This is a genomic window from Salibacterium sp. K-3, from assembly GCF_054052005.1.
Genome location: NZ_JBSVZE010000002.1, coordinates 423,603 through 449,087, shown reverse-complemented (window position 1 = coordinate 449,087; position 25,485 = coordinate 423,603). Strand labels below are relative to the sequence as shown.

Annotated in this window: 21 protein-coding genes and 1 pseudogene; 13 read left to right on the top strand and 9 right to left on the bottom strand. The window is 42.2% G+C overall.

The genetic code is table 11. The features are described 5' to 3' along the window. The first annotated feature begins 2 nt into the window (after positions 1-2). Complete coding sequence (locus tag ACW9JV_RS14410) at positions 3-2,018, top strand: beta-galactosidase (RefSeq protein WP_457335640.1); 2,016 nt, start codon at positions 3-5, stop codon at positions 2,016-2,018. A gap of 16 nt (positions 2,019-2,034) precedes the next feature. Then, on the top strand, positions 2,035-4,164 hold the full coding sequence (locus ACW9JV_RS14405) for an alpha-galactosidase (protein ID WP_457335638.1): 2,130 nt from the start codon (positions 2,035-2,037) through the stop codon (positions 4,162-4,164). A 157-nt stretch (positions 4,165-4,321) separates the two neighbouring features. On the opposite strand, the gene ACW9JV_RS14400 is transcribed toward ACW9JV_RS14405, so the two are convergent. The 3 genes from ACW9JV_RS14400 to ACW9JV_RS14390 form a co-directional block, all read right to left on the bottom strand. Beyond that, entirely contained in the window at positions 4,322-4,900 is a 579-nt protein-coding gene (locus ACW9JV_RS14400) for a dihydrofolate reductase family protein (RefSeq protein WP_457335636.1), read from the bottom strand. An 87-nt stretch (positions 4,901-4,987) separates the two neighbouring features. Next, positions 4,988-5,503, bottom strand: a complete 516-nt coding sequence (locus tag ACW9JV_RS14395; protein ID WP_457335634.1) for an SRPBCC family protein — start codon at positions 5,501-5,503, stop codon at positions 4,988-4,990. Beyond that, complete coding sequence (locus tag ACW9JV_RS14390) at positions 5,500-5,844, bottom strand: ArsR/SmtB family transcription factor (protein WP_457335632.1); 345 nt, start codon at positions 5,842-5,844, stop codon at positions 5,500-5,502. The genes ACW9JV_RS14395 and ACW9JV_RS14390 overlap by 4 nt, the downstream gene beginning before the upstream one ends. 393 nt (positions 5,845-6,237) lie before the next feature. Between ACW9JV_RS14390 and ACW9JV_RS14385 the strand changes: the two genes are divergently transcribed. The 4 genes and pseudogenes from ACW9JV_RS14385 to ACW9JV_RS14370 all read left to right on the top strand — a co-directional run. After that, complete coding sequence (locus tag ACW9JV_RS14385) at positions 6,238-6,558, top strand: hypothetical protein (RefSeq protein WP_457335630.1); 321 nt, start codon at positions 6,238-6,240, stop codon at positions 6,556-6,558. A gap of 238 nt (positions 6,559-6,796) precedes the next feature. Then, positions 6,797-7,105, top strand: coding sequence for a hypothetical protein (locus ACW9JV_RS14380; protein WP_457335628.1), 309 nt, complete (start codon positions 6,797-6,799; stop codon positions 7,103-7,105). A 10-nt stretch (positions 7,106-7,115) separates the two neighbouring features. Continuing rightward, positions 7,116-7,322, top strand: a complete 207-nt coding sequence (locus ACW9JV_RS14375) for a hypothetical protein (protein WP_457335626.1) — start codon at positions 7,116-7,118, stop codon at positions 7,320-7,322. An 81-nt stretch (positions 7,323-7,403) separates the two neighbouring features. Beyond that, a pseudogene (locus tag ACW9JV_RS14370) lies at positions 7,404-7,526 on the top strand (YceI family protein); the annotation flags it as partial. Between the two features lie 114 nt (positions 7,527-7,640). Here the strand turns inward: ACW9JV_RS14370 and ACW9JV_RS14365 are convergent. Next, positions 7,641-8,501, bottom strand: coding sequence for an alpha/beta fold hydrolase (locus ACW9JV_RS14365; protein WP_457335624.1), 861 nt, complete (start codon positions 8,499-8,501; stop codon positions 7,641-7,643). A gap of 124 nt (positions 8,502-8,625) precedes the next feature. On the opposite strand from ACW9JV_RS14365, the gene ACW9JV_RS14360 reads away from it, so the two are divergent. Further along, positions 8,626-9,216, top strand: coding sequence for a CGNR zinc finger domain-containing protein (locus tag ACW9JV_RS14360; RefSeq protein ID WP_457335622.1), 591 nt, complete (start codon positions 8,626-8,628; stop codon positions 9,214-9,216). 61 nt (positions 9,217-9,277) lie between these two features. Here the strand turns inward: ACW9JV_RS14360 and ACW9JV_RS14355 are convergent, their stop codons facing one another. The 5 genes from ACW9JV_RS14355 to ACW9JV_RS14335 all read right to left on the bottom strand — a co-directional run bounded on the left by ACW9JV_RS14355 (position 9,278) and on the right by ACW9JV_RS14335 (position 17,191). Next, complete coding sequence (locus ACW9JV_RS14355) at positions 9,278-11,650, bottom strand: glycoside hydrolase family 95 protein (protein ID WP_457335620.1); 2,373 nt, start codon at positions 11,648-11,650, stop codon at positions 9,278-9,280. Between the two features lie 5 nt (positions 11,651-11,655). After that, the gene (yicI, locus tag ACW9JV_RS14350) at positions 11,656-13,992 is read right to left on the bottom strand and encodes an alpha-xylosidase (protein WP_457335618.1); all 2,337 of its coding nucleotides are present in this window, start codon (positions 13,990-13,992) and stop codon (positions 11,656-11,658) included. Positions 13,993-14,025: 33 nt separating this feature from the next. Further along, positions 14,026-14,847 (bottom strand): carbohydrate ABC transporter permease, encoded by an 822-nt coding sequence (locus ACW9JV_RS14345; protein ID WP_457335616.1) that lies wholly within the window; start codon positions 14,845-14,847, stop codon positions 14,026-14,028. Positions 14,848-14,849: 2 nt separating this feature from the next. Beyond that, positions 14,850-15,740 carry a carbohydrate ABC transporter permease gene (locus ACW9JV_RS14340; RefSeq protein WP_457335614.1) on the bottom strand — a complete coding sequence of 297 codons (891 nt, stop codon included), beginning with the start codon at positions 15,738-15,740 and terminating at the stop codon, positions 14,850-14,852. Positions 15,741-15,931: 191 nt separating this feature from the next. Further along, entirely contained in the window at positions 15,932-17,191 is a 1,260-nt protein-coding gene (locus ACW9JV_RS14335; protein ID WP_457335612.1) for an ABC transporter substrate-binding protein, read from the bottom strand. Positions 17,192-17,678: 487 nt separating this feature from the next. On the opposite strand from ACW9JV_RS14335, the gene ACW9JV_RS14330 reads away from it, so the two are divergent. The 6 genes from ACW9JV_RS14330 to ACW9JV_RS14305 all read left to right on the top strand — a co-directional run bounded on the left by ACW9JV_RS14330 (position 17,679) and on the right by ACW9JV_RS14305 (position 25,411). Next, on the top strand, positions 17,679-19,148 hold the full coding sequence (locus ACW9JV_RS14330) for an ABC transporter substrate-binding protein (RefSeq protein ID WP_457335610.1): 1,470 nt from the start codon (positions 17,679-17,681) through the stop codon (positions 19,146-19,148). A 78-nt stretch (positions 19,149-19,226) separates the two neighbouring features. After that, the gene (locus tag ACW9JV_RS14325; RefSeq protein ID WP_457335608.1) at positions 19,227-20,180 is read left to right on the top strand and encodes a carbohydrate ABC transporter permease; all 954 of its coding nucleotides are present in this window, start codon (positions 19,227-19,229) and stop codon (positions 20,178-20,180) included. Further along, positions 20,181-21,011 (top strand): carbohydrate ABC transporter permease, encoded by an 831-nt coding sequence (locus tag ACW9JV_RS14320; RefSeq protein WP_457335606.1) that lies wholly within the window; start codon positions 20,181-20,183, stop codon positions 21,009-21,011. It abuts the gene before it with no gap. Positions 21,012-21,044: 33 nt separating this feature from the next. Next, the gene (locus ACW9JV_RS14315) at positions 21,045-22,487 is read left to right on the top strand and encodes a glycoside hydrolase family 1 protein (RefSeq protein ID WP_457335604.1); all 1,443 of its coding nucleotides are present in this window, start codon (positions 21,045-21,047) and stop codon (positions 22,485-22,487) included. A 15-nt stretch (positions 22,488-22,502) separates the two neighbouring features. After that, the gene (locus ACW9JV_RS14310; protein WP_457335602.1) at positions 22,503-23,387 is read left to right on the top strand and encodes an ROK family protein; all 885 of its coding nucleotides are present in this window, start codon (positions 22,503-22,505) and stop codon (positions 23,385-23,387) included. Further along, positions 23,384-25,411 (top strand): beta-galactosidase, encoded by a 2,028-nt coding sequence (locus ACW9JV_RS14305; RefSeq protein ID WP_457335600.1) that lies wholly within the window; start codon positions 23,384-23,386, stop codon positions 25,409-25,411. Before ACW9JV_RS14310 ends, ACW9JV_RS14305 begins: the two co-directional genes overlap by 4 nt. Positions 25,412-25,485 lie beyond the last annotated feature (74 nt).

Genomic DNA, 25,485 nt, shown 5'->3' with positions numbered 1-25,485 from the left:
ATATGTATATAGGAGTCGATTACTATCCAGAGCAGTGGCCAAGGACGCAATGGGATAGAGATATACAGTTAATGAAGACACTGGGGATCAATGTCGTCCGGATGGCAGAATTCGGCTGGTCTTTGATGGAGCCGGAAGAAGGGAGTTATGATTTCAGCCTCTTTGAAGATGTGATGGATCGTTTTGATGAAGCTGGTATTGCTGTAGTAATGGGCACACCGACCGCAACTCCGCCGGCGTGGATGGTTGAAGCGTATCCGGATATTCTGCCGGTCGATAACAACGGCAGAACCGTTTCCTTTGGTGCTAGACGCCATTACACGGTGAACAGCCGAACATATCAAGTGAAGACCCGTCAGATTGTAGAAGCGATGGGCCGGCATTTTCGTCATCATCCTGCACTTATAGGCTGGCAGGTGGATAATGAATACGGCCATGAAGCTTCCGACAGGAGCTATGGCGGGGAAGATGCGCGCGCATTTCGGGAGTGGCTTGAAAGAAAGTACGGCACGTTGGAGAACGTAAATAAACGATGGGGAACGGTATTCTGGAGCCAGGTGTACACCAGCTGGGAGCAGATTCCTGTTCCTCTTCCGGTATATCAGGAACACAATCCAAGCCTGCTGCTGGATTTTGATCGGTTCTGTGCGGATGCTTATGACATATACAACCAATTGCAGGTGGAAGCCCTTCGTACATGGATTCCTGATTCTCAGTTTATCACTCATAATTTTGTCTATTCGGGCCTGGCCCTGGATCAGAAAAAAATGGCGGAGAAGCTGGACTTCATTTCGTTTGATAATTATCCGGTCTGGGGAGGGCTGGCGGAGCCGATACCTCCGGCCGCAACAGCCCGCCAGCTCGATTTGTGCCGCGGTACCAAACAGGGAACCGGCTACTGGGTTATGGAAGAGCTGTCCGGTGCCCAGGGCTGGAGCCAGATTGGCTACCTCCCGCGCCCCGGGCATTTGAAGCTTTGGACGTACCAGGCGATTTCCCGGGGAGCAGAGGCGATTGTTTATTTTCGCTGGCGCGCGGCACGGTTTGGGACGGAGCAATTTTGTCACGGCATTTTGGACCATGACGGTGTTCCGCGCCGAAAGTTTGAGGAAACAAAAGAAGTGATACAGTCTCTGCAAACAGTCGGAGACCGTTGGATAGCAGCGGAGTTAACTGCTGACATCGGCTTTTACCATGATCCGGAAAACGAATGGGCATGGAAGATTCAGCCCCAGTCCGATCAGTTTGATTATGCACAGGAAGCGCTGCGGTTTTATGAGCCGGCGTACGCATGGAACGCGCCGGTAGATATGATACGCGGGGACACAGATCTCTCGGGGTACCGCCTGATCATTGTTCCACTCTACTTTCTGACAAAGCCTGGTTTTCAGGAGAAGCTGGAGTATTACGTACGCTCCGGCGGAACGATTGTATTTACGTATCGGACTGGAGTGAAAGATGCCGATAATATTGTCACGGAAAAGACACTTCCGGGATCTCTGGCCGCACTGGTTGGAGCGGAAATACACGAATATGAATCGATCCGTGAGAATAATCGTGCTGTTATTGAAGGAGTAAAAGGCGCCGTGGCAGGTGAAAAAGCTGAGGCGCACGTATGGTGTGATTATTTGGTACCTGATACAGCGGAAACGCTTGCCGTTTACCGGGGCGGATGGGTGGATGAGCGGGCAGCCATTACGAAAAACAGCGTTGGAGAAGGAAAGGTCTATTATATTGGATGTGGAGTAAATACGGATTTCCTTTACACGCTGTACCGCGATATGTTTGAAGATTCCGGCATATCAGTAATGGAGACACCGGAGAATGTAGAGATGGTCCGCCGTGAAGGAAAGTCCGAGTATTTTATTTCTATTATGAATCACGATACAGAAACAGCCGGCGAAATAACGCTCCCGCCAGGGACGTGGAAGGAACCAGCAACGGGCGTGGAGTTTCAGGAGCGGATGATGCTGCCGGCTCTCGGAAGTACGCTGCTGGTGCAAGATCGCGAAGATTAAATGGGGAGTGGAGGACATGAGTATTTTTCAGTTAAAGAAAGAACACCGTCTCGTACTGGAAACCAAAGAGACGGCGTATGTCATTGATATTCATAAACATGGTCACCTGCAGCATGTCTATTGGGGGAAAAAATTTCCGGAAAAAGCAGATTACGAGGCGCTGCAGTCCCTTGTCTTTTCCCACTCCTCTTTTGAGGCAACGCGCGGGGTTATGGGGTATGATTATATTCCGTGGGGAGAAATGGTCTATACAGAACCTACGCTTAAAGCATCTTCTGCAACGGGTGAACGAGGGTTTAAATGGGAATACGCCGGCCTGGATATAGACACCGAAGATTCAGGGAAGCAGCAGGTGGTTATCAAGCTTCGGGAGTCCCTCGGCAGGTATCAAGTGGAAGTAACGTATGACGTCTTTCGGCAGGAGGACATGATTGCCAGAAGTCAGACCATTACAAACATAAATGGAGAAGCATTATATATAGAAGCAGCCCGCTCGATGCAGGTTTCTTTGCCGCCTGCCGCGTGGTATAACCTCTCCCATCTTGCAGGGAAATGGGTGGGGGAGTTTCAGCTTATTCAGGAAGAGATCCGGGAAGGAAGAAAAACGATCGACAGCCGCCGCGGCAACACGTCCCACCACGCGAACCCGTGGTTTGCGATTGATCAAGGAGCTGGAGAAGACAGTGGAAATGTCTGGTTCGGCCATCTCGCCTATTCCGGAAACTGGGATCTTCACGTAGAAAAGGACGCCCATGGATTTATTCATGTTTGCGGGGGTATTAATGATTTTGATTTTATGAAGGTGCTTCAACCGGGGGAGCTGTTTCAAACCCCGGTGTTTTATCTCGGGTATACATCGAAAGGCTTTACAGGTATGAGCCACCAGGCGCACCGTTTTCAGAGAAAAAACATACTGCCGGGACCGCACAGGGAAGCGGAACGAAAAGTGTTATATAATTCCTGGGAAGCAACATACTTTGATGTTTCTGAAGAAAACCAAAAAGCATTGGCAGATGAAGCAGCAGCTATCGGCTGCGAACTTTTTGTTGTGGATGATGGATGGTTTGGCAAACGAAATTCGGATGATTCCAGTCTTGGAGACTGGGAAGTGAATCACGACAAATTTCCGAACGGCCTCGACCCGTTAATTTCATATGTAAAAGAAAAAGGGATGGATTTTGGTATCTGGCTGGAGCCGGAAATGGTCAACAAAGACAGCCGCTTGTTCCAGGACCACCCGGAGTGGGTGTATCATTTTGTGACACAGGATCAGACGACAGCCCGGAATCAATTGGTGCTTCAGTTTGGTAGGGAAGACGTACGTACTTATGTAAAAAAAATGCTAGATCAGCTCCTGGGAAGCAGTGACATTTCCTTTGTTAAATGGGACATGAACCGCTCGTTGTCTGAAGTTGGCCGGATGGGCGCAGGTGTGGAAGAGCAGAAGCAGTTATGGCATGAACACGTGGAAGGACTTTACGAAGTACTTGATTATATCAAGAAGGCATATCCGCACGTGCTGGTGGAAACCTGCTCCGGGGGAGGCGGCCGCATTGATCTCGGTGTTCTGCAGCGGACGGACCAGTTCTGGACCAGCGATAACACCGATGCCCGGGACCGGCTTTCCATTCAGCGCGGATGTTCTTATGCCTATCACCAGAAAGCCATGATGTGCTGGGTGACGGATGCCCCGAACTGGCTGAATCAGCGCACGGTTCCTTTGAAATACTGGTTTCATTCCGCTATGATGGGCGGTCTTGGTATTGGCGGGAATCTGCATGAATGGACGAAGGAAGAAAAGGAAGAGGCCGCTCGCTGGATCACTTTTTACAAACACATCCGGCCGGTGATTCAGGAAGGGCTTGCTTACCGTTTAACGGCTTCTCACCCAAAGAAGGAAACGGAAATCATGCAGTACGTGAGTGAAGATGGCAGTCGTTCTATTGTATTCCTGTTGGAAAACGGCTTATCCTTCGGTCCTCATCCGGTTCAGGTGAAGGTGAAAGGTCTGGACGAAAACGCTCGATATTACTCCTCTGATGGTACAACGGCCACCGGTGCGTTTTGGATGAATCATGGAGTGATATGGCCATTGGAAGAAGAGTATCAATGCGAGATCATCGAATTTTCGAAAGTAGAAGACTGACGCCTTTTGTCGAATGAGCTGTGCTAGAAACGACGATTGTGGATTAATGGGGCAAAAACCCCCATGTATTTTATGAAGAGAAGTGCTGTGTCAGGCATACCTGCATCTTTACGCAGGTATGCCTGTATAGTGATAACATATTTCTACACGTCAGCTGTTACTTCATAACCTCGTAATCCAGTTTTATCGAACCACTTGTTTCATATACTTGAGTATTTAAAAGTTTCAATTCGTTCCCGGCCGTAAGGTTATCAAGGTATCGCCTGCCGCTTCCAAGGATCACAGGATGGATGACTATACTAATCTTATCTGCCAACCTGGTATTTATCAGGCTCTGTACAAGACCGGCACTCGCCGTAACCATAATATCACCGTGGAATTTATTTTTAAGATTGACAATATTCCGACTCAAATCGCCGGCAAGCAGGGAAATGGTGCTGCCATAATCACCCCAATTCACCTCCTGTAAATTCATATTGCGGGTAGCTACATATTTATGTGTATAGTTCATGGCATCAGCAAAGTCCCCCTCCTGATACGGCCACACCTGTGATAAGCCTTCATAGGTGACTCGGCCCATCAAGATGGCTTCGGACTGCTGGACCATAGTCAGGATGTCTTTCATGGAATCTTTAATACCAGGCATAGCCCAACTTGTCATATTGTTTTCATTTTCACGCGGTCCTGTGAAGACCCCATCCAATGTACTGTGTACTGATACAATTATTTTTCCCATTCATCTAACCTCTTTTCATATTGGAAATTAAGGTTTCATGTCACGCTGTATTCCCCCAAGGATGCTGCGGCAAATACAAGTTTGGTATTAAGAACCTTTCGACTGATACATTGCTCCGATTGTAACGGCCAGCTTGTCGAGAGATTGATTCATCCCGGTTATGGCACGTTTCTGCATTTCACCAGGTGACCAACCATACTGCGTAATAACAAGTTCTGTCTTGTTCTCCTCTGCTTTAAAATCGATAATGTAATCAATTTTATACGGAAAGTCAGAGGGCATGCCCGCTTCGACCGGATCTAAGATATTTCCATCTTTGTCACATAAGTGATGGGTAAATTCAAGACGCTCTTGCGGTATAATCTTTGTGTATGTGCCCGTAGAGAAGCTGTCCTGCCCTCCAAGGTTCTCTGGTGACCGCATACAAAACAAGTATCTGCCTCCTTCCCGCAGATCAATCTTGCAGGATGGGGAGGTGAAATGTTCGGGTCCCCACCATTTCATCACCAGTTCTGGATCTGTCCAAGCCTTCCATACCAGCTCAACCGGCAGGTCAAATATCCGGGTTATGACAAGTTCCTGTTTCTTTGATTCTTGATTCATTCGGGACCCTCTTCCTTTCTTTTTTGTTCATGCAACTCTTCTTTTAATACAGCATCCATTGTGTCAAGGCGGCGGTTCCACAATTGCCGCATCATTCCGGTCCAGTCACTCAATTCTTCCACAGCCTCGACGTTTAGCCTATAAATCCGCTGTTGCGCCTGTTTCTCCACATGGACAATGTTCGATTCCCGCAAAATTTTTAGATGCTGCGAAATCGCTTGGGGGCTGACCTGAAAATAATTGTGAATCTCGGACGCCGGCATCTTCTTGTGAGCGGCTAACAATTCCAGAATCTTTCGCCTGGTCGGATCAGCTATCGCTGAAAAGATGTCATTGGACATACATATAAGTTTTTCTCCTTTCAATCATTGCTTGTTATCTTACATGTCAATTATAAAACAGTTTATTTATAAATTAAATACTTAATTAATAACGTTAAACCTGTGTGCGTTAGTATCGGTGATTCCGAAAGTTTTTCAAATCTTTTATGCAAAGAGACGAGCCAATAAAATAACCTCACGATAAAGAAATTCAGAAAATAAAGGGAGGATATGATAAAATAGGAAATGAAAGGATAAAGACAAAGATTGAGGATCTGAGTAAGAGAAGTTGGTTTATCATTATTCTCCTTCTTCTGGATTTGTTGAATTGAGTCGTTTATTCCTTTGAAAGATACCTGAAGGAACTGAATGGTCAACGATAAACCAGCACAAATCAATACGAGGTGTATGGAAATGAGAAAAATTGTAACAGCAGGAAGGCCCTTGCTTATTATGGCATTGCTGCTTATGGCATGCAGCGATGAGGCAGAAAGAAGCAATGAGAACGAAGATAATAACGAAACGACAGAGCAGCAGGAGCCGGTCGCCGCAGACTCAGAAAACGTTAATACGGAAGCCTCTATGGAAGCAGCTAAAGATGCAGTGGAACAACCTGAAACGGAAGAAGACAATGCCCTGTCAGGGTATTCCGCGGCAGAAATCGAATATGCCCGCGTGTGGCGGCAGCTTGGCGCGAATCAGGAAATAGAAGCATTGAGACGGTACGATAAATGAGTACAATGTTCCGCTGCGTTGGGACGGAAAGAACCCCGCCGGCAGAGAGGCTTATACAAAAATTATCGAGAATACCGAAACAATAAGAATCAACCCCGGGGAGGATAAAGAGATAATCAGATTTATCAACCTATTACAGTAATTCATCCTTTCCCGCTGATTACAGAGGTCACGGAAGAGGGTGTCACCCGAGTATTTTGGCGTTATTCTTTATTTCACAACCCAAAGGGGCATGACAATGTTTTCTGGATCTGAGGGCTATACTTCAAATGCCGAGATGTATTTTATGTTGTCGCTGCTCATTGCTTTTTTAGGAACCGTTATTGCCTATCAAGCAGGCAGAGGGCAATCAAGATGGCGGAAGATTGTATCGTGGGGGATATGTCTTATATTTTTGATAGGTCCATTTCTTGGTTGGACGATTTCCGTTATTTATGCATTAAGTGCCCATAATGCATTTGCGGCATTCACTATCTTTTATTTTTACCCGCCTTTTCTTATTACAGGCATCATTCTATTGGTAGCCGGTGCACGCAAATATGACTAGGAGCATGAAGATGCAGCTTCAGATAAAGCTTGAATCATTGAGGAATCATCTTTTGTTTCTCTCTTTGTACAAAGCAGCAAGAGAAACGCCGGCTAAAACTATTACACCGCCCCCCATCGATAGGCAGAGGCTGGATATGGATTACCTGCGTGACGATTTATCCAGAAACAAAGATCGTCTATGTTATACGTCAATCCGACGTTTTACAACCCAGTAACCAACCACGCTGGATGTCACAGCCGAAAAGAGTTGGTGGTGCTGTCGCGGAATTATAAGATGCCTGTCATAGTAGATTGGTGAAACAACGATTAACTGCAAAGAATTCGGACTGACATGGAATGTTGCAGTGGAAACCGGCGGCGTCCTGGTCGGGGAAGATGTGAAAGTGAACCTTGAACTCGAACTGCACAAGCAGGAGTAGAGCGGAGCTGCGGCATTTTTTTCCTGAAGAAATCTGAAAAACAGACGTGATCCCCTCATGGATCACGTCTGTTTTTTGTTTTGTGTATTGGACATGGGTACGTGCGTTCGAGCGTTACGTTAAACGGTCCTGCAAAAACTGCTTTATCAAATAAGCACTGGTTTCCAAATCTTCTTCTAAAGGAAAATGGCCGGTATTTAACAAATGAACGTCGCAGTCGTTTAGGTCGTTTTGGAAAGCGAGCGCCCCTGCAGGTCCAAAGAATATGTCATTTTTTCCCCATGCCGCCAGTGTCGGAGGTTGATGCGTTCTAAAGTACTCCTGCCAATGGGGATACTCTTTCAGATTGTTTCTGTAATCGTATTGCAGCGCAAGTTGTATTTCATTATTGCCGGGACGATCCAACACCATTTGATCCATATTCCAGGCATCTGGGCTGATTCGTTTGGGGTTACGGGTCCCATTGGTGTATTGATACTTTGTAAAATCTGCCGTTAGAAGGGGTTTTACATTATTCTTATTTTCTTCCGACGGATTTTCCCAATACGCGCGAACAGGATCCCAAGCAGACAATAATCCTTCCTCATACGCATTTCCGTTTTGCGTGATAATGGCTTGAATTCGTTCAGGATGTCCGGCTGCCAATCTGAATCCTACGGGGGCGCCGTAATCATGAACATAGAGGCTGAACTTTTCTAATTTCAATTCCTCTACAAATTCATTCATCAGAGAAGCAAAGTTATCAAACGTATAGTTGAATTCATCCATGTCCGGCTGATCGCTGTTCCCAAAGCCTGGATAATCCGGTGCCACTATGTGATATTGATCCATCAGCTCAGGTATTAAGTTCCGGTACATATGAGAAGAAGAAGGAAAACCATGAAGCAGTAAAATCGTAGGATTTCCCCTGTCACCGACTTCCCGGTAAAAAATAGTAACATTCTTGATGCTTACTGTTTTGTATTCCACTAACATATTCCCACCTTTCTTTATAACCTTTATAAATACTAATTAGTGGTTACAATTTCATACTACAGTACATTTTATAACTTTTCAATATAATTTTTAAAGGTTATAATAAGGGCTGAGGTGAAAATGGATGAATAACTCATTGTTTGTACTAGGCGGCGCTGCATGGATCAATCTGGTTAATACGACGTATATCTCCCATAAACAGGAGATTGATATATTAGCTGATGCCTCCCGTACGTTCCAGTGGCTGGAGGAAAATAACCTGTTACGGGAGTCAGATGCTCCGGTTTTAGAAAAGGAAGAACAGATGGATTCGTTAATAAACGATCTTCATTCGCTTCGTGCCCTCTGCAAAAAGATTTTGTCTGATGTAGAACAAAAGGAAGAAATCTCTCCAGATGCTGCCGGTCAACTAAACAAGCTTGTTAAAAGGCTGAATGTCAGGCTGACGATGGATGCTGGGAATGAAAAATTAAGATTGGTTCCTGAAGGATTAACAGTGGAAGATCATGTACTGTACCAAATTGCGGAATCCATTATCCATACGTTGGACAGCACCTCGATCAGCCGTATCAGAAAGTGCGAGCATGAAGAATGCGTGCTCTACTTTGTCGATACATCAAAATCAGGAAAAAGACGCTGGTGCAGCATGGAATTGTGCGGAAACCGCAAAAAGGCAGCTGAATTTTATGCGAAGAAAAAGAAGAAGCAGGACTAAACGTTATTTTCGCAGGCTGGAATGAGCTGTATTATATGTTGTAAGATCAATATTAAATCTGCTATTCTTTGGGTTTGAAATAATAAGTTTTTCCGATATCCGTATTAAAAGCAAGGATCCCATCACTATGAGATGTTGTCGATACTTTCTGTTGTTCTGAAGAAACCTTCCATTCTTTATTATTATATACATAACAACGGCTGCCATGGTTGGATAGTAATGAGGCTTCTATCATTTCGTGGTTTTTCCATTTTATAGATACTTCAAATCCCCCTCTTACTCTCACCCCGGTTATCTGTCCTTCCGGAAGTTGACTGGGAAGCGACGGTAGAAAATGAATATAATTCTGATGGGACTGGATCAGCAACTCGATAATCCCTGCTGCATAACCAAAATTTCCATCAATCTGGAAAGGGGGATGAGCACCAAATAAGTTGTTATATAAACCCCCCTTTTCATCAACTTCTTCATCATGATCCGCAGGGTGGAATAGATTTTCAATAAGCCTGAATGCGTGGTCTTCGTCCTGAAATCTAGCCCATAAACAGAGTTTCCATACAAGACTCCACCCTGTACCGCCATCTCCCCGCCGTTTTAATGAAGCTCTGGCTGATTCAAACCATTCCGGAGTTAACGTTTCAGTAAGCTGTTCACCGGGATAGACCCCATACAAATGAGAAACATGTCGATGTTCAGGTTCCTCCTCCATAAAATCCTGATCCCATTCTTGAAGTTCTCCGTAACTGCCGACTTGGTATGGATATAAGTTGGCTCGGGTGGATTCGATTTCTTTTTGCAGTTCGTAGTCGATTCCTAAGATATGCTGAGCACTCAGTGTATTTGTGAAAACATCCCATATTAAAGCCATATCCATCGTAGCAGCATTAGTCACGGAAGCTTTATAACCATTGACTATAAAATGATGTTCCGGCGAAGTAGAAGGTGAAGTTATATAAAAACCATCTTTATTTTTTATCACCCATTCAAGACAAAATAAGGCTGCTTGTTTAAGAATCGGATATGCCCTGTTTTTTAGATAGGTCTCATCCATTGTATACAAATAATGTTCCCATAAATGCCTTGTGAGCCACACCCCTCCCATTGGCCACAATGCCCATACTGGATCCCCATGCCCGTAGTCACCCACAGGAGCGGTGTGCCGCCAGATATCCGAATTATGATGAGCCGTCCATCCTCTGCATCCATAATGAACCGCTGCAGTGTATTTTCCAGCCGCAGCCAAGTCCTCTATATAATTTAGAAAAGGGAGGTGGCATTCTGGAAGATTTAATAGTTCAGAAGCCCAATAGTTCATTTCAGCATTTATGTTCAAGGTATAGTTGCTGCTCCAGGGAGCACGTATATCTTTATTCCAAATTCCCTGCAGCGTCGCTGGTTGTGTTCCTTCGCGGGAACTGGCAATCATTAAATAGCGGGCGTAATGAAATAGCAGCTTTATTAATCCTTTATCTTGAGCCCCGTATCTCTGAATTCTTTCATCAGTTGGAGTATTTTCGTATTTTTTTGAATCCTTCAGGTCAAAAGTAACTCGGTGAAATAATAGTTGGTAATCTTCTTTATGCCTATGAAACAACTCTGGATAACTTTTTAAAATGGCATTATCAAAAACGTTGTCAATAACTTCAGAAGGTTCCTTGCCGCAGCTTCCCGGCATGCTGTCAAAACCACTGTAGTTCGTTGCAGCTGTAAATAGAATGATTGCAGATTCAGCTTCTTCCACGTGAAGAGTCTGTCCGCTGGTAGTCACCCGGCCATCGCTGAGAATATGAACTCTTGCTTCAAAACTCATGGCATGGGTCGTTTCAGGATCTCCATAAATAACGGGGTTTTCCGTATCGTAATAAATAGGATCAACATGTTCCGGACATTGCCCTTTCAAAAGTAATTCCTTTTTTTCTGCTTGAATATGATGTTTCAATTTGCTGCTCATGCTAATACTGAAATGTAAGGAAGCAGGATGGTCTGCTGTCAATCGCATAGCAATAATGTTATCTGGAAATGAAGCAAATAAGGAACGGGTATAATGTACACCATCTACGTTATAGGAAGTCTTTGCCACAGCGTTGTTTAAATCCAGTTCGCGCTTAAAATCGGAATAGGATTCGTGACGTGGGAAACCCAGCATGATATCACATAATGGCAAATATGCCTGGGTATAAGCCCCAAGCATGTTTTTGGCTTCATCGCTGGCATTTGAGTATTCATGTTCTTGAATTTTCTTTCTAACCTCTGGCAGGATATCTAGTGCCGCATGATTTGTATTGTCCTTGGGATATCCCGACCACAATGTTTCTTCGTTACACTGAATAAGCTCTTCTGTTACTTGACCGAATACCATGGCACCTAGTTTCCCGTTTCCAATAGGGAGAGCTTCCGTCCACTTTTCAGCTGGTCGATTATATATAAGTTTCATTTCTTTTAACCTTCCTTATAAGATAGTTCAATGACTATTGATGTTTCTGTGTTTTCAGGAGTGAGCCAAATACCTTGGGCCGTTTCTTCCCATGTACCATTATTCGTGTTCTTAATGGAAAATATGTTTCGCAGTAAAATGTGCCATGGTTTTACTTCCTGAAAAGTGTGATTGGAAATAGTGATTGTATTTTGGACACGTTCAGCCTTTGCCTCTAAAACTTTCTCTCCTGAAGTATTGAAGACATTGGTTGAAGCTTCACTGTTATTATCCAGTTCAAATAAATGAAAGGTGATGTCTTCAGAGTAGTCATAATCAGGTTTTTCTTCTGTGTTTCCTACCGGAAGCAGGGTGCCAGGCTTTACAAAGAGAGGAATATGCATATAATCATACTGTTCTGTAAACCATTTTCCTCCTTTTGCCCGTTCGTTGGTTAACATGTTCGTCCAAGTGCCTTCCGGGAGGTAGAAAGAAGCCAGCCCGTCTTCATTAAATACTGGGGCAGCGAGCAGTGAGTCTCCCAGCATGTATTGTGTTTCTATGGCAGAACAGGCTGGGTCATCCGGGAACTCCAACATCATGGACCGCATGAAAGGAATGCCGCTCGAAGAAGTTTCGCATGCTCCTGAAAAAATATAAGGCATAAGTTTGTGCTTCAGCTTCACAAACTTTCTCGTTACATCTACCGCTTCTTCATCAAATAACCAGGGCACTCGGTAAGAAGAGCTTCCATGTAATCGGCTGTGGGAAGATAATAAACCGAAAGCAGTCCAACGTTTAAAAACATCTGGAGTCGCGGTATTTTCAAACCCGCCGATGTCATGACTCCAGTAGCCAAAACCGGAAGAAGTCAGTGAAAGACCGCCCCTCAGGCTTTCTCCCATAGACTCATAATTTGCAGAACAGTCGCCTCCCCAATGTACAGGGAACTGCTGCCCGCCTGCAGTGGCTGATCTGGCAAATAAAACAGCTTCATTCTTTCCGAGTTTCTCCTGCAGCAGGTCGAAGACAACGTTGTTATAAATTTGGGCATAATAGTTATGCATTTTAAAAGGATCAGAACCATCATGGTATACAACGTCTGTTGGAATTCGTTCTCCAAAGTCTGTTTTAAAACTGTCGACCCCCATATCAATGAGAGTTTCCAGTTTGTTACGGTACCATGCTCTGGCTTCTGGATTTGTGAAATCCACAATCCCTTGTCCTGCCTGCCATAAGTCCCACTGCCATACATCTCCATTAGGTCTTTTTAATAAATAGCCATTTTCTGCGCCTTCATGAAACAGCTTAGACTTTTGGGCGATATAGGGATTGATCCATACCGAGATTTTCAGTCCTTTTTCTTTTAAACGCTTCAGCATTTTTTCAGGTTCCGGGAAGGATTTTTGGTCCCACTCAAAATTGCACCATTCATATTCTTTCATCCAAAAGCAGTCAAAATGGAAGACACTGAGCGGAATATCTCTTTCTTCCATACCATTCACGAAGTGATTAACAGTATCTTCATTATATTCTGTAGTGAAGGAAGTAGTAAGCCACAGACCGAAAGACCAAGCTGGTGGTAATGCTGGTTTTCCGGTTAATTCTGTGTAGTTCATTAACACTTCTTTAGGTGTAGGTCCGTTGATAATAAAGTAATCCAGACTTTCGCCTTCCACACTGAACTGTGATTTGGAGACTATTTCTGAACCAACTTCAAAGGAAACGTGCTCCGGGTGATTGACAAAAACGCCGTAACCTTTATTCGACAGATAAAATGGAACATTTTTATAGGCCTGTTCTGTGCTGGTTCCGCCGTCTTTATTCCAGATGTCTACGCTCTGCCCGTTTTTAACAAAGGAGGTGAAACGTTCTCCCAGGCCGTATAAGTTTTCTCCGACACCAATGTTTAATTGTTCTCTCATGTAGGACGAGCCATTTTCAGAAGTGATATAGGCAAGACTTTTTGGTGAGCTGTTCGTCAATTTCCCGTGTTGATTAAAGAAATCCAGTCCCCATTCTTCCTTATGAATCACAACTTGTAATTCTCCACTACTGAAAATGGTGCGGGATTCTTCATCTTCCATAGAGGGCTGGGTGTTCTCTTCTTTTAATGAAAAGGAAGGACCGCGTTCTTTACGTCCTTCAAAGTGCCAGGCTTGAACTCTAATAACATTCTTTATCGGGGAAGACAGTTTCACGGTGATAAGAGGGCCATCAAGGGTATCGCCTCTATTCGTAATGTATTTACATGGTGCATAAAACAGGACACTGCTTTCCTTTTCCTGCATGTCATATACGAGTTCAGGGGTATAGATAGAGTAACCAGGCTGAGTTAACCAATTTCCATCTGAAAATTTCATATTCATCCATCCTCCATTATTATAATGTGGGAGTTACTTCACAGCTCCACTGGCCAACCCTTTTACTAATCGTTTTTGAAGCAGAATGAAGATAATCAAAACCGGCAGTGCAGAAATGGTGGCAAAAGCCATTAAGGAATTCCATTCGATGCCGTATTGACCGATCGCATTGTAAATACCTGCGGTAAGAGGCCATAATTCCTGACTGCGATTGAAAGTGATACTAAAAATCAAATCGCCCCAGGTAAAGAAGAAGGACACGGCTCCACAGACAATAATACTCGGCATAGCTAAGGGCATCACGATACGAAGGAAAGCACTTAGTGGATTGCATCCATCGATTTTTGCAGCATCCTCCAATTCTCTGGGGATACCAAGAAAAAACGTACGTAAAATTAAAACAGAAAAGGGAATGCCCAATGTAGCACAAGCTAAAATGGGTCCAATATAAGAATTCAACACCCCCATTTGATTAAACAATATGAATAGAGGTGTCAAAATAACAGTGGCCGGAAGCATTTGAGTAACTAAAAACAACAGGATGAACAACTCTTTTCCTCGAATGGAGAAACGAGCTAATCCGTAGGCAGAAGGCACAGCAAGCACCAATACAAGAAGTGTGGTGAGGCTGGAAATGAGTAAGCTGTTCATGAAATGTTGGAGAATGTCATTTTGTATAATTTCCTGGTAACTGCCAAATTGCCATTCCGACGGTAAAAATGTTGGAGGAGTTTGAAAAATTTCAGCCTGGGTTTTAAAAGAGGTGACAATCATCCAGAAAACCGGGAATAAAAAGATGAAAACGATAAGGATGCCTACTATATTTAAAAGCCATTCTTTCTGCCTTTTACTCATCCTTACATCACCTCGTCTTTTTTAATCATTCTTAAATAAACCAGACTTACTAGAAATAGAATTGCAAACAGTATATTAGCAGTTGCAGCTCCCATACTGAATTCGAAGTCATTAAAGGAGTAACGGTACGCTAAAGTAGAAAGCACTTCTGTTGCATTCACCGGACCGCCGCCGGTCATTACAAATACAAGATCAAATACTTTAAAGGTGTATATAAACCCAAGCATCATGACAATTAAAATAACAGGACGGAGTAGAGGGACAGTGATATGAAAGAATTTCTGAAACACATTGGCACCATCTAAACTTGCACTCTCGTAAATATCCTCCGGTAGATTACTTAATCCGGTCGAAAGTAAAAGCATATTAAAAGGAATACCCACCCATATATTTACAAGCACGATACTCCATAGTGCCATTTCAGGACTTGTAAGCCATGGTACCGGATCATTTATGAACCCAATCGACATCAATAATTGGTTGAAGATCCCTTCTTCCGACCCCATCATAAAACGGAATAACAAGGCGGAAATCGTGAGAGGGATTAACCAGCTGACCAATGTGATTCCACGTAAAAAGGAAGCAAGGCGGAACTTTAAGCTGAAAAATAATGCCAGCAGAAATCCAATAATAAATTGAAACACAACACTGCCTACTGTATATAGAAGTGTATTCTTTACTGAAATCCAAAAGACGCTGTCACGAAACAGTGCTTTATAATTTTCCAGACCAAGGAAGGAAGATTCTCCAAGGTTTAATGCCTGCAAATCCATATCTTGAAAACTTAGAACGAGGTTGTAAATTAGAGGGTACCCTATGAGAGCCAGCATGAAGATAACGGCTGGAAAAACAAAGAAGTATCCTTCCCACCTGCTTGCTGTTTTTTTTAACATGTTCATGTCCTCCTTCTCTATCCAGGCAGTTGAAGTGAAAGATGAGGGAATCCCCCTTGGCATCCGCAGCTTCATCACAGCCTCTGAGATGTCCGGCTATAGAGTTAATGAGATCAGAATGTATGGCCCCGTCTTCTAATAGCTCATTAAGGAAAAAGGAGCCGTCTCTTCCCGAGGCGGCCCTGTCGAAGCTACTCCTCTACTACTTCTGAAACTTTATCAGCAGCATCGTTCATGGCTTCTTCTGGTGTTTTAGAGTCAGTGAAGGATTCTTGTAAAGCTAACTGAATAGATTCAGAAATATCAGGCCAGTTAGGGGAAGGGCCGCGTGCATCAGCATATTCCATCATAGGTACAAAGCTGGACAAATATTCGTCCTCATCCCAATGATCAGATTCATCCAGAATGTCTTGACGAGGAGGGAAGACACCGGAATCAGCAGCATAACTTTCTAACTGTTCCGGATCCATCAGCCATTTCATAAACTCCCATGCTGGTTCTTCATTCGCCCCTTCCACGATAGAAAGGTTTGCGCCCCCTATAACCGAAGCATGTTCCTCAGCTCTCGGGATTTCAGCAACCTGCCAATTCATAGAAGGGTTTTCTTCCTTGATTCGTTCAATATTCCAGGAACCATTTATCATCATGGCTAGATCGCCTGTGGTAAATCTATTTGTTAAGCCATCTTGAGCTGTATTCACTACATCAGAACTCATGTATCCTTGTTCCAGCAGGCCATCGAGGAAACTCATTGCTTCAATAGCTTCAGGGGAGTCGAGATTGTTATAATCGGCGCCGGCAGAACGTAGAAAAGGGTAAAATTGAAATGTTGATTCTTCAGAACGTTCCCCGGCAATCCCGAAGCCATCTACATCATCTTCTGAAAAGGCACCCGCAACTTCTTCTAATTCTTCCCACGTTTCAGGGGGTTCTGAAAACCCTGCTTCTTCGAGTAAATCTTCATTATAAAAAAGACCTAATGTATTACTGGTATAAGGAAGACCGTAATGACTGCCTTCATACACAGTAGAATTCAGAGGTCCTTCCAGAAAATTTTCCGCTTCTCCCCATTTATCCACTTTATCAGTGATATCTGCCAAGACTCCCTGGGAAGCAAGGGCTGCATTATCGACGTGGTCTATATTCACAATGTCAGGAAGTTCACCCCCGGTAGATCCTACAGATAACTGTTGTTTAATTTGATCGAACGGTACATATTCTGTTTTTACTACAATGTCATCCTGAGACTCGTTGAACTCTTCCACTTGCTCATAAAATACTTCCTGCCCCACGCCTGTGAAGTAATCCCATATCAAAACTTCTTCAGGCTCGTCTGAATTTCCACTTTCTGATGATTGTCCGCTTTCTTCGGTCGAATCATTACTTCCTCCGCATGCAGATAAACAGATAAACAAACCTGCTCCTAAAATATGCCCCCAGTATTTTTTCATTCTGCCACCTCTTTAAAAAATATATTTTCAGCCTCAGAAGGGCTAAATATCACGTCCAGATTGTTTACTCATTAAACGATACATAATATTGTGATAATTATATGTATAATGAACCAGCAAATATAATGTCACTGTGTTTAATAAGTAAACGAAGTTTGAAGGAAAATAATGCAGACTGGTGATCAAGGAAAAATGTTAAAAAATATTTAACTTTGTTTATCACATATAATTAAGTTATTGATATCGAAATAAAGGAATAAGGATATATTGTTGGGGCATTATTGAAAAAACCATGATCAAAAACTGTCATATAAACAATTAACAAGCCATAGAAGTGCAAACAGAAAATTTATATAATTAACAATTTTATTGATAGCGATTTCATTCGAATTCATACTTTGTTTTAACGATAAACATACTAAGTGCGAATTATTAAAGGAGGAAGCAAGTGTTAAATCATTATGATGTAGAGGGAGGACATAACTAAATGAAAAGAAAAAAATGGGGGATTACGTTTGCCGCGGTAATCATTTTATTAACGGGCTGTGCTGATGGGGCAGGAGAAGACGAAGAAGCAACCGACAATAATGATGCAGAAACTACATTAACGTTCTGGAACAGGCTTCCGGAATTAGAGTCACAGTTTTCTTCTTTGATTGAAGAGTTTGAAGAGGAGCATCCGGAGATAGCTGTAGAAATGGAAAACCTGGGAGCCTCAGGAAATCAGCAGTTTCAAACAGCCATTAATAATGATGAATTGCCGGATATGTTTGTTCGAGCAAACGTTATGCCAGTTCGGCAATTGGAAGAACAGGGTCAGATAAAAAATCTGAATGAAGTGTTTACAGAGGAAGTGAGAGATCAGTTTCGGGATGAAGTATGGCAGGAAAATTTCACGGTGCTGGGAGAAGATGTTTATCAGCTGCCGCTTTATTCAGGGAAATCCAGTGTCATGATGTATTATAACAAAGATGTTTTAGAAAAATTTGGGATAAGCGAAGATGAGGTTCCGGAAACATGGGAAGAATTAAAGCAGGTTAGTATGCAGATTAATGAAGAATCGAATGGAAGTATTTACGGTTTAACACTTGGAGCGGAAGCATCCTGGTTGTCTGATCTGTTTATGAAGCAAATGGGAACCTCCATCAATCCGGAAATGCATACCTCTATTGAAGTTGCAAAAAATGTAAATTATAAAAACGGGGAAGTGAAACTCGCTACGGATGCTAATATTGAGATCATGAATTACCTGAAGGATCTACAGGAGTCGAACGCATTGGATCCACAAAGTGTAGAAAATGATGAACTAACAGCTATTTCTAACTTTGCTGCAGGAAGAGCGGCCTTCTTCTTTGGAGGCAACTGGGATGGCTCAATTCTGGTGAATGAAGAAACTGGACCAGGTTTTGACAACTGGGGTGTGGCTCCCATGCCAACTAAAAACGGGGATCCTTACTACGCTGATTCATTAACGAAAGAAGGGTTAATGGTTTCGGAATATACAGAAAATTGGGAGGAAGTACAAACCTTCTTACATTTCTTTATTGAACATGGATATACAGATGTTGTAGCGGGCTCTGGTGCCCATCAAACAGCACTGGATGTGGAAGTTTCAGAAGAAGACGCACCGTTTCCGCAATACAATGATATAACGTCAATTTTAGATGAAACAAGTATCCAGGTTCCAGATCCATATCTTCGAAATAACGACACCATAGGAGCAATACAAGATTATCAAGGCGGCCTTTCTTATAGTGTGGGAGCCATGTTACGAGGCTATCTGCAGGGAGAAATAAATGATCCGAAAGCAGAATTAATGAAAGCAGAGGAAGAAGCAGTTGGTTCTTTTGAATCTGCTATGGAAGAAAACGAGAATGTTTCGAGAGAGGATTTCATCTATGAGAATTGGACTCCCTTTGAACCATATACAAGAGATGATATGGAAGAATTAGAATAATTTAATGATTGGAATGGGGCGAGACTGCATTTTCAAAGCATCCGTCCCCACTTCCTTTTTGAAAAGGGGGATGAAAGTATGGCTGCGTCAAAAACGAGTAAAACAAATTTGACTAAATCAAGGAATCGATGGGCTGTAGTGTTTCTCATGCCTCAGACCATCGTTTTCTTTGGTCTATCGCTTTACCCTATAATAATGAGTTATGTGTACTCTTTTTATTCATGGGATGGAGCAAGTCCGCTTGATGATTTTGTAGGGTTGTCAAACTATGTTGAACTGTTTCAAACTCCCCGTTTTTGGGGTTCTTTTTTACACACCATTTACTATGTGTTTGGTATCACCATCATTGCCGTTGGTGTTTCTTTAATATTGGCTATTATTTTAAATACAAAACAGTTCAAGGGAAAAGCTTTTTACAAAACAATCTATTTTTTGCCGGTGGTTACCACAACGGCTATTATTGGTGTCATTATGAACAACATCTTTGGTGTAAATGGTCTGGTGAATCAAACCATCCAAACGATTGGCATCGTCCAGCAGCCTGTTCCCTGGCTCAGTGATTCTTTTTTAGCCATGCTTATATTAATTGCTGTGGGAGCCTGGAAAAGTCTCGGAATGAATATGATTTACTGGCTTTCGGGGCTGCAGTCCATACCCACGGAATTATATGAATCCGCTCAATTGGACGGAGCTGGGTTTTGGAGAACCCTGTTTCATGTAACGCTGCCATTGTTAAAACCTATTTTAGCAGTAATACTATTGTTATCGATAGTAAACGGGATGCATGCGTTTGACTTGGTCAAAACGCTGACCAACGGAGATCCTTACAATTCAACAGAAACACTGGATCTATATGTCTTTAATTACGCTTTTGGTGGAGGTGCAGATGGCACTATTTCCAGAATGGGATATGCTTCAGCTGCTGGTGTAATGCTGGGGATTTTCACTCTCATTATCAGCATTATTATTGGCGGGTTGAATATGCTCACTCAGAGAAAAAATAATAAACAGGCCGCGGGAAGGGTGAAATAGATGATTATTACAAACAAGACCGTTAAATACTTGATTCATGCTTTGTTACTGATTTGTGGTTTTATTTGGGTTTATCCATTTATTTGGATGGTACTGGCTTCGGTAAAATCCAATAATGAATTTATCATGTCTAATAATCCGCTGCCACAATCATTAAATTGGGAAAACTATGCAAGAGCTTGGATTGATGCCAGTTTCAGCGGTTATTTTATGAACACCGTTATTATGACAGTGGCCACAGTTGCCATCGTTGTCATCTTATCAGCATTAACAGGATACGCATTAGGCAGAGTTGATTTTCCGGGAAGAAAAGCCGTGATAATTGCTGTGGTTGGTGTCATGTTTATCCCAAAAGGATATACAATTATTCCTTTATACCAATTAGTAGAACAGCTGGGGATGACTAACTCATTGGCAGGGGTCATTGTGGCAGAGGCTTCAGGTGCGCACACTTTATTTATTCTGTTGTTCACTTCTTATTTTGCAACAATGCCAAAGGAATTAGAAGAAGCGGCAATCATGGATGGCTGTGGTTTTGTCCGCACCTTTTACCGGGTTATGCTGCCTCTTGCTAAGCCAATTATAGCGACAACAGTTATTATGCAGTTCATCTGGACATGGAGTTCGTTTTTAATTCCAACCGTTCTTACTATTTCAAAACCAGAATTAAGAACACTCGCGGTAGGCATGCAGAACTTTGTGGGACAGCATTCGACCGATTGGTCAGGCATGGCTGCCGGCGCAACCATTTCTCTTTTGCCGGTAATTATTGTTTTCATATTAATGCAGCGGTACTTCATAGAAGGTGTGGCTGGAGCCGTTAAACAATAAAAGTAATACTGTAATATATAGGAGATGATGTCATTGATTCATACAAAATTAGAACGTTTTCCGGAGAATTTTTTATGGGGCTCCGCTTCCGCTGCATACCAAATGGAAGGAGGATGGGACCAGGATGCAAAGGGTCCTTCTGTTTGGGACAGCTTTACCAAAATTCCCGGGAAAACGTATAAAGGGACAAATGGTGATGTTGCTGTTGACCATTATAATCACTTCAAAGAAGACGTGGCATTAATGGGGGAGATGGGGCTTAAAGCTTATCGTTTTTCCATTGCATGGAGCAGAATCTATCCTGAGGGACGTGGGGAAATGAATGAACAAGGAATTGCTTTTTACAACAATCTTATTGATGAGTTAATAAAGCATAATATCACTCCCATTATTACTGTTTATCATTGGGATTTGCCCGAGGCCCTTCAGAAAGAATACGGGGGATGGGAATCCAGGAACATTATTGAAGATTTTAATAACTATTGCATAACTTTGTATAAAAGATTTGGGGACAGGGTGAAAACCTGGATCACATTAAATGAGCAGAATATTTTTATCAGCCATGGATATTTAGAAGGATCTCACCCACCAGGTGTTCAAGACAAAAAAAGAATGTATCAGGCCAATCATATTGCCAACCTTGCCAATGCAAAAGCTATTAAATCATTTAAGTCTTATGTTTCTGATGGGAAGATAGGGCCCAGCTTTGCCTATGGACCTGCTTATCCATACAGCTGTCATCCTGAATCCGTTCTTGCCGCGGAAAATGCGGAAGAATTTGAAAATCATTGGTGGATGGATATTTACTGCTTCGGCAAATATCCGGGGGCGGCTTGGAGATATTTAGAGGAAAGAGGGCTTGCTCCTGAAATAAAAGAAGACGATATGGAATTGCTGGCGGAAGGAAAACCCGATTTCATGGGGATGAATTATTATCAAACGGGAGCATACGAGAAAAATGCTGATGGCGTATTAGAAGGAGCGAAAGAAAATCATGATGGCAAAAAAGGAAACTTTACGGAAAGCGGAGTGAAGGGGTTATACAAAAGAAAAAGGAATACATATTTAGACACCACAAACTGGGATTGGGAAATCGATCCAATGGGTCTTCGTATCGCTCTAAGAAGAATAACGAGCCGTTATGGTCTCCCGGTATTAATTACGGAAAATGGATTAGGAGCATTTGATGAGCTTGAAAAAGGGGACACCATTAACGATGATTACAGAATTGCTTATATTGAATCACATTTAAAACAATGTCAGGAAGCTATTACCGATGGGGTAGAATTGTTGGGGTACTGCACTTGGTCTTTCACGGATTTGTTGAGTTGGCTGAACGGGTATCAAAAAAGATACGGCTTTGTTTATATCAATCGGGATGAAGATAGTGAAAAAGATCTACGAAGAATAAAGAAAAAAAGCTTTTATTGGTATAAATCCGTTATAGAAAATAATGGAGAAAACTTAATAGAATAACTGAGGGTGACAGAGATGAAACAATATATTGTTTTCGATTTTGGAGGAACGACAACGAAACACGGTGTTGTAAAAGAAGACGGCATTTTTTTGGAAAAATCAAGTTATAAAACAAATATTGAAGAATTTCTAATTTTTAAATCTGATCTTTTTTCAGTTATTAACGTATATCTACGTAAGTATGCAATAGATGGGATTGCTATTAGTATGCCGGGTTTCATTGATACAGAAACAGGATACTCTGAATTTGCGGGAGCAATAAAAGAGTTAAATGGAAAAAACCTAAAAACGATGATGGAAGAACATTTTCCTATTAAAGTAGAAATAGAGAATGACGGAAATTGTGCTGCCCTGGCGGAAAAATTTAATGGAAATGCAGTAGATTGTAAAAGTTTTATATGCTTTACCGTAGGCACCGGAATCGGGGGAGGCATTTTTCTCAATGGAAGCATTTGGCACGGTGCAAGCTTCAGAGGCGGAGAGTTTGGATACATGGTAACGGAAGGGAATAATAAAAATTTACATGAGAATGCTTCTATGAAAAGTTTGATAAAAGAATATAAAGAAATACTTGAAATATCAGAAGAAACTCCTATAGATGGGGAAGAAATCTTTGAAAAGGCAAAAACCGATGCAAAGGTACATGATTTACTGGATCATTGGCTGCGGAGAATGGCTCACGGAATATTTAATCTCACCGCTGTTTTGAATCCAGAAAAAATATTAATCGGAGGCGGAGTGAGCGAGCAGAAGGGGTTAGAACAAGAAATTATGCGGCGAATAGAAGAGTTGGAATGGTGGCAATATGTTTCAACGACAATAGAAACATGTAAACACAAAAATGATGCAGGAATGCTGGGCGCTCTCTATCATTTTAAAGAAAAGGGGAGAGAGATGTGAAAAAACAATTATCTAAAATTTGGTTCGGAGGAGACTACAATCCTGAACAATGGGAAAAAGATATTTGGCCGGAAGATATCCGCATGTTTAAATTGGCAGGGATTGATGTGGCGACACTCAATGTTTTCTCCTGGGCATTGAATCAACCAGATGAAATTACTTATAACTTTGAGTGGCTCGATGAGATCATGAATAAATTATATGAAAATGGAATTTACACTTGTCTAGCTACAAGTACTGCGGCACACCCGGCATGGATGGCCAAAAAATATCCAGATATTTTACGGGTGGATTTTTACGGAAGGAAAAGAAAGTTCGGCGGCAGACACAATTCTTGTCCGAACAGTCCAACTTACAATAAGTTTGCAGGTCGAATGGCTGAGAAACTTTCAGAACGTTACAAGGACCATCCGGCTGTGTTAATGTGGCACGTTTCAAATGAATATGGTGGATACTGCTATTGTGAAAATTGTGCTAAAAACTTCAGGGTATGGCTGAAAGAAAAGTACAAAGAACTGCCAACTCTAAATAAAGCATGGAACACGAGGTTTTGGGGACATACTTTTTATGAGTGGGATGAAATTGTTCCACCTAATGATCTTAGTGAGGAAACAGAAGGACAAATTTCTGACTTCCAAGGAATTTCTCTGGATTATCGACGCTTTCAGTCGGATAGTCTTTTAGCCAGTTATCAAACAGAATACAATTCGATCAGAAAACATGATTCTGAAACTCCTATTACTACTAATTTTATGGGGTTATATCCAGAATTGGATTATTTCAAATGGGCTCCCTATTTAGATATTATATCCTGGGATAATTATCCTTCCATCGATACGCCGGTCAGTATGACTGCTATGACACATGACTTAATGAGAGGATTAAAAAGCGGTCAACCCTTCATGCTCATGGAACAAACACCAAGCCAACAGAACTGGCAGCCATATAATTCCCTGAAGCGGCCGGGGGTTATGCGTCTCTGGAGTTATCAAGCTGTAGCCCACGGTGCAGATACGGTTATGTTTTTTCAATTAAGACGTTCCATTGGGGCCACGGAAAAATATCACGGGGCTGTCATTGAACATGCAGGTCATGACAATACGCGTGTTTTTAAAGAAACAGCAGCACTTGGAGAAGAACTTTACCAATTATCAGACCAAATCATAGATTCTACAATAACATCCAAAGCAGCTATAGTCTTTGATTGGGAAAATCGCTGGGCTATAGAGTTATCAAGCGGCCCCACAGTTGCCCTGGATTATGTGGAAGAAATTCACAATTATTACGCTGCTTTCTTTCAACAAAATATCTCCGTCGACTTAATAAGTCCATCAGAAGATTTAAGTGCATATGATATAGTTGTTGCTCCCGTTCTTTATATGGTGAAAGAGGGTTTTGCTGATAAACTAAAACGATTCACAGCTGACGGCGGTACGTTCATTACAACCTTTTTCAGTGGAATTGTTAATGAAAATGATATAGTGGTCACTGGTGGATACCCTGGGGAATTGAAAGACCTGCTTGGGATATGGGTGGAAGAAATTGACGCTTTACCTCCTGAGGAGAGTAATACAATTGTTTTAAAAAACAAGGAAGGATTTAGCAAAAAGGAATATACCTGTAATATACTGTATGATATTATTCGTGTTAACGAAGCTGAGACTGTGGCAGATTATGGGGAAGACTTTTATGCCGGAACACCAGTTGTAACGAAGAATAATTATGGAAGAGGAGAAGCGTGGTATATAGGATCCAGTGCAGATGCTGATTTTATTTCAGAATTAGTGTTAAAGCTGGCACAGGAAAAGAATATAGAACCCAGTCTTCCTCCAGTGGATGATGTTGAAGTTACAGTAAGAGAAAAGAATAACACTAGAATGTATTTCATATTAAACCATTCCAATGAAAAAAGAGTCATAGAAATAGGTAATGAAGAAAAAAGAAATTTACTAAATGGACAGACGGTTAAAAATAGTATAGAACTTTGTGGTAAAGATCTTTTGATTTTATCGAAAAATGACTAGCGGGCAAAAAAAGAGAGTTGTCAGTCCTGTAAATTAAGTAAGAGAGGCGACTCTAAAAAGGATGGGGTTTTTCA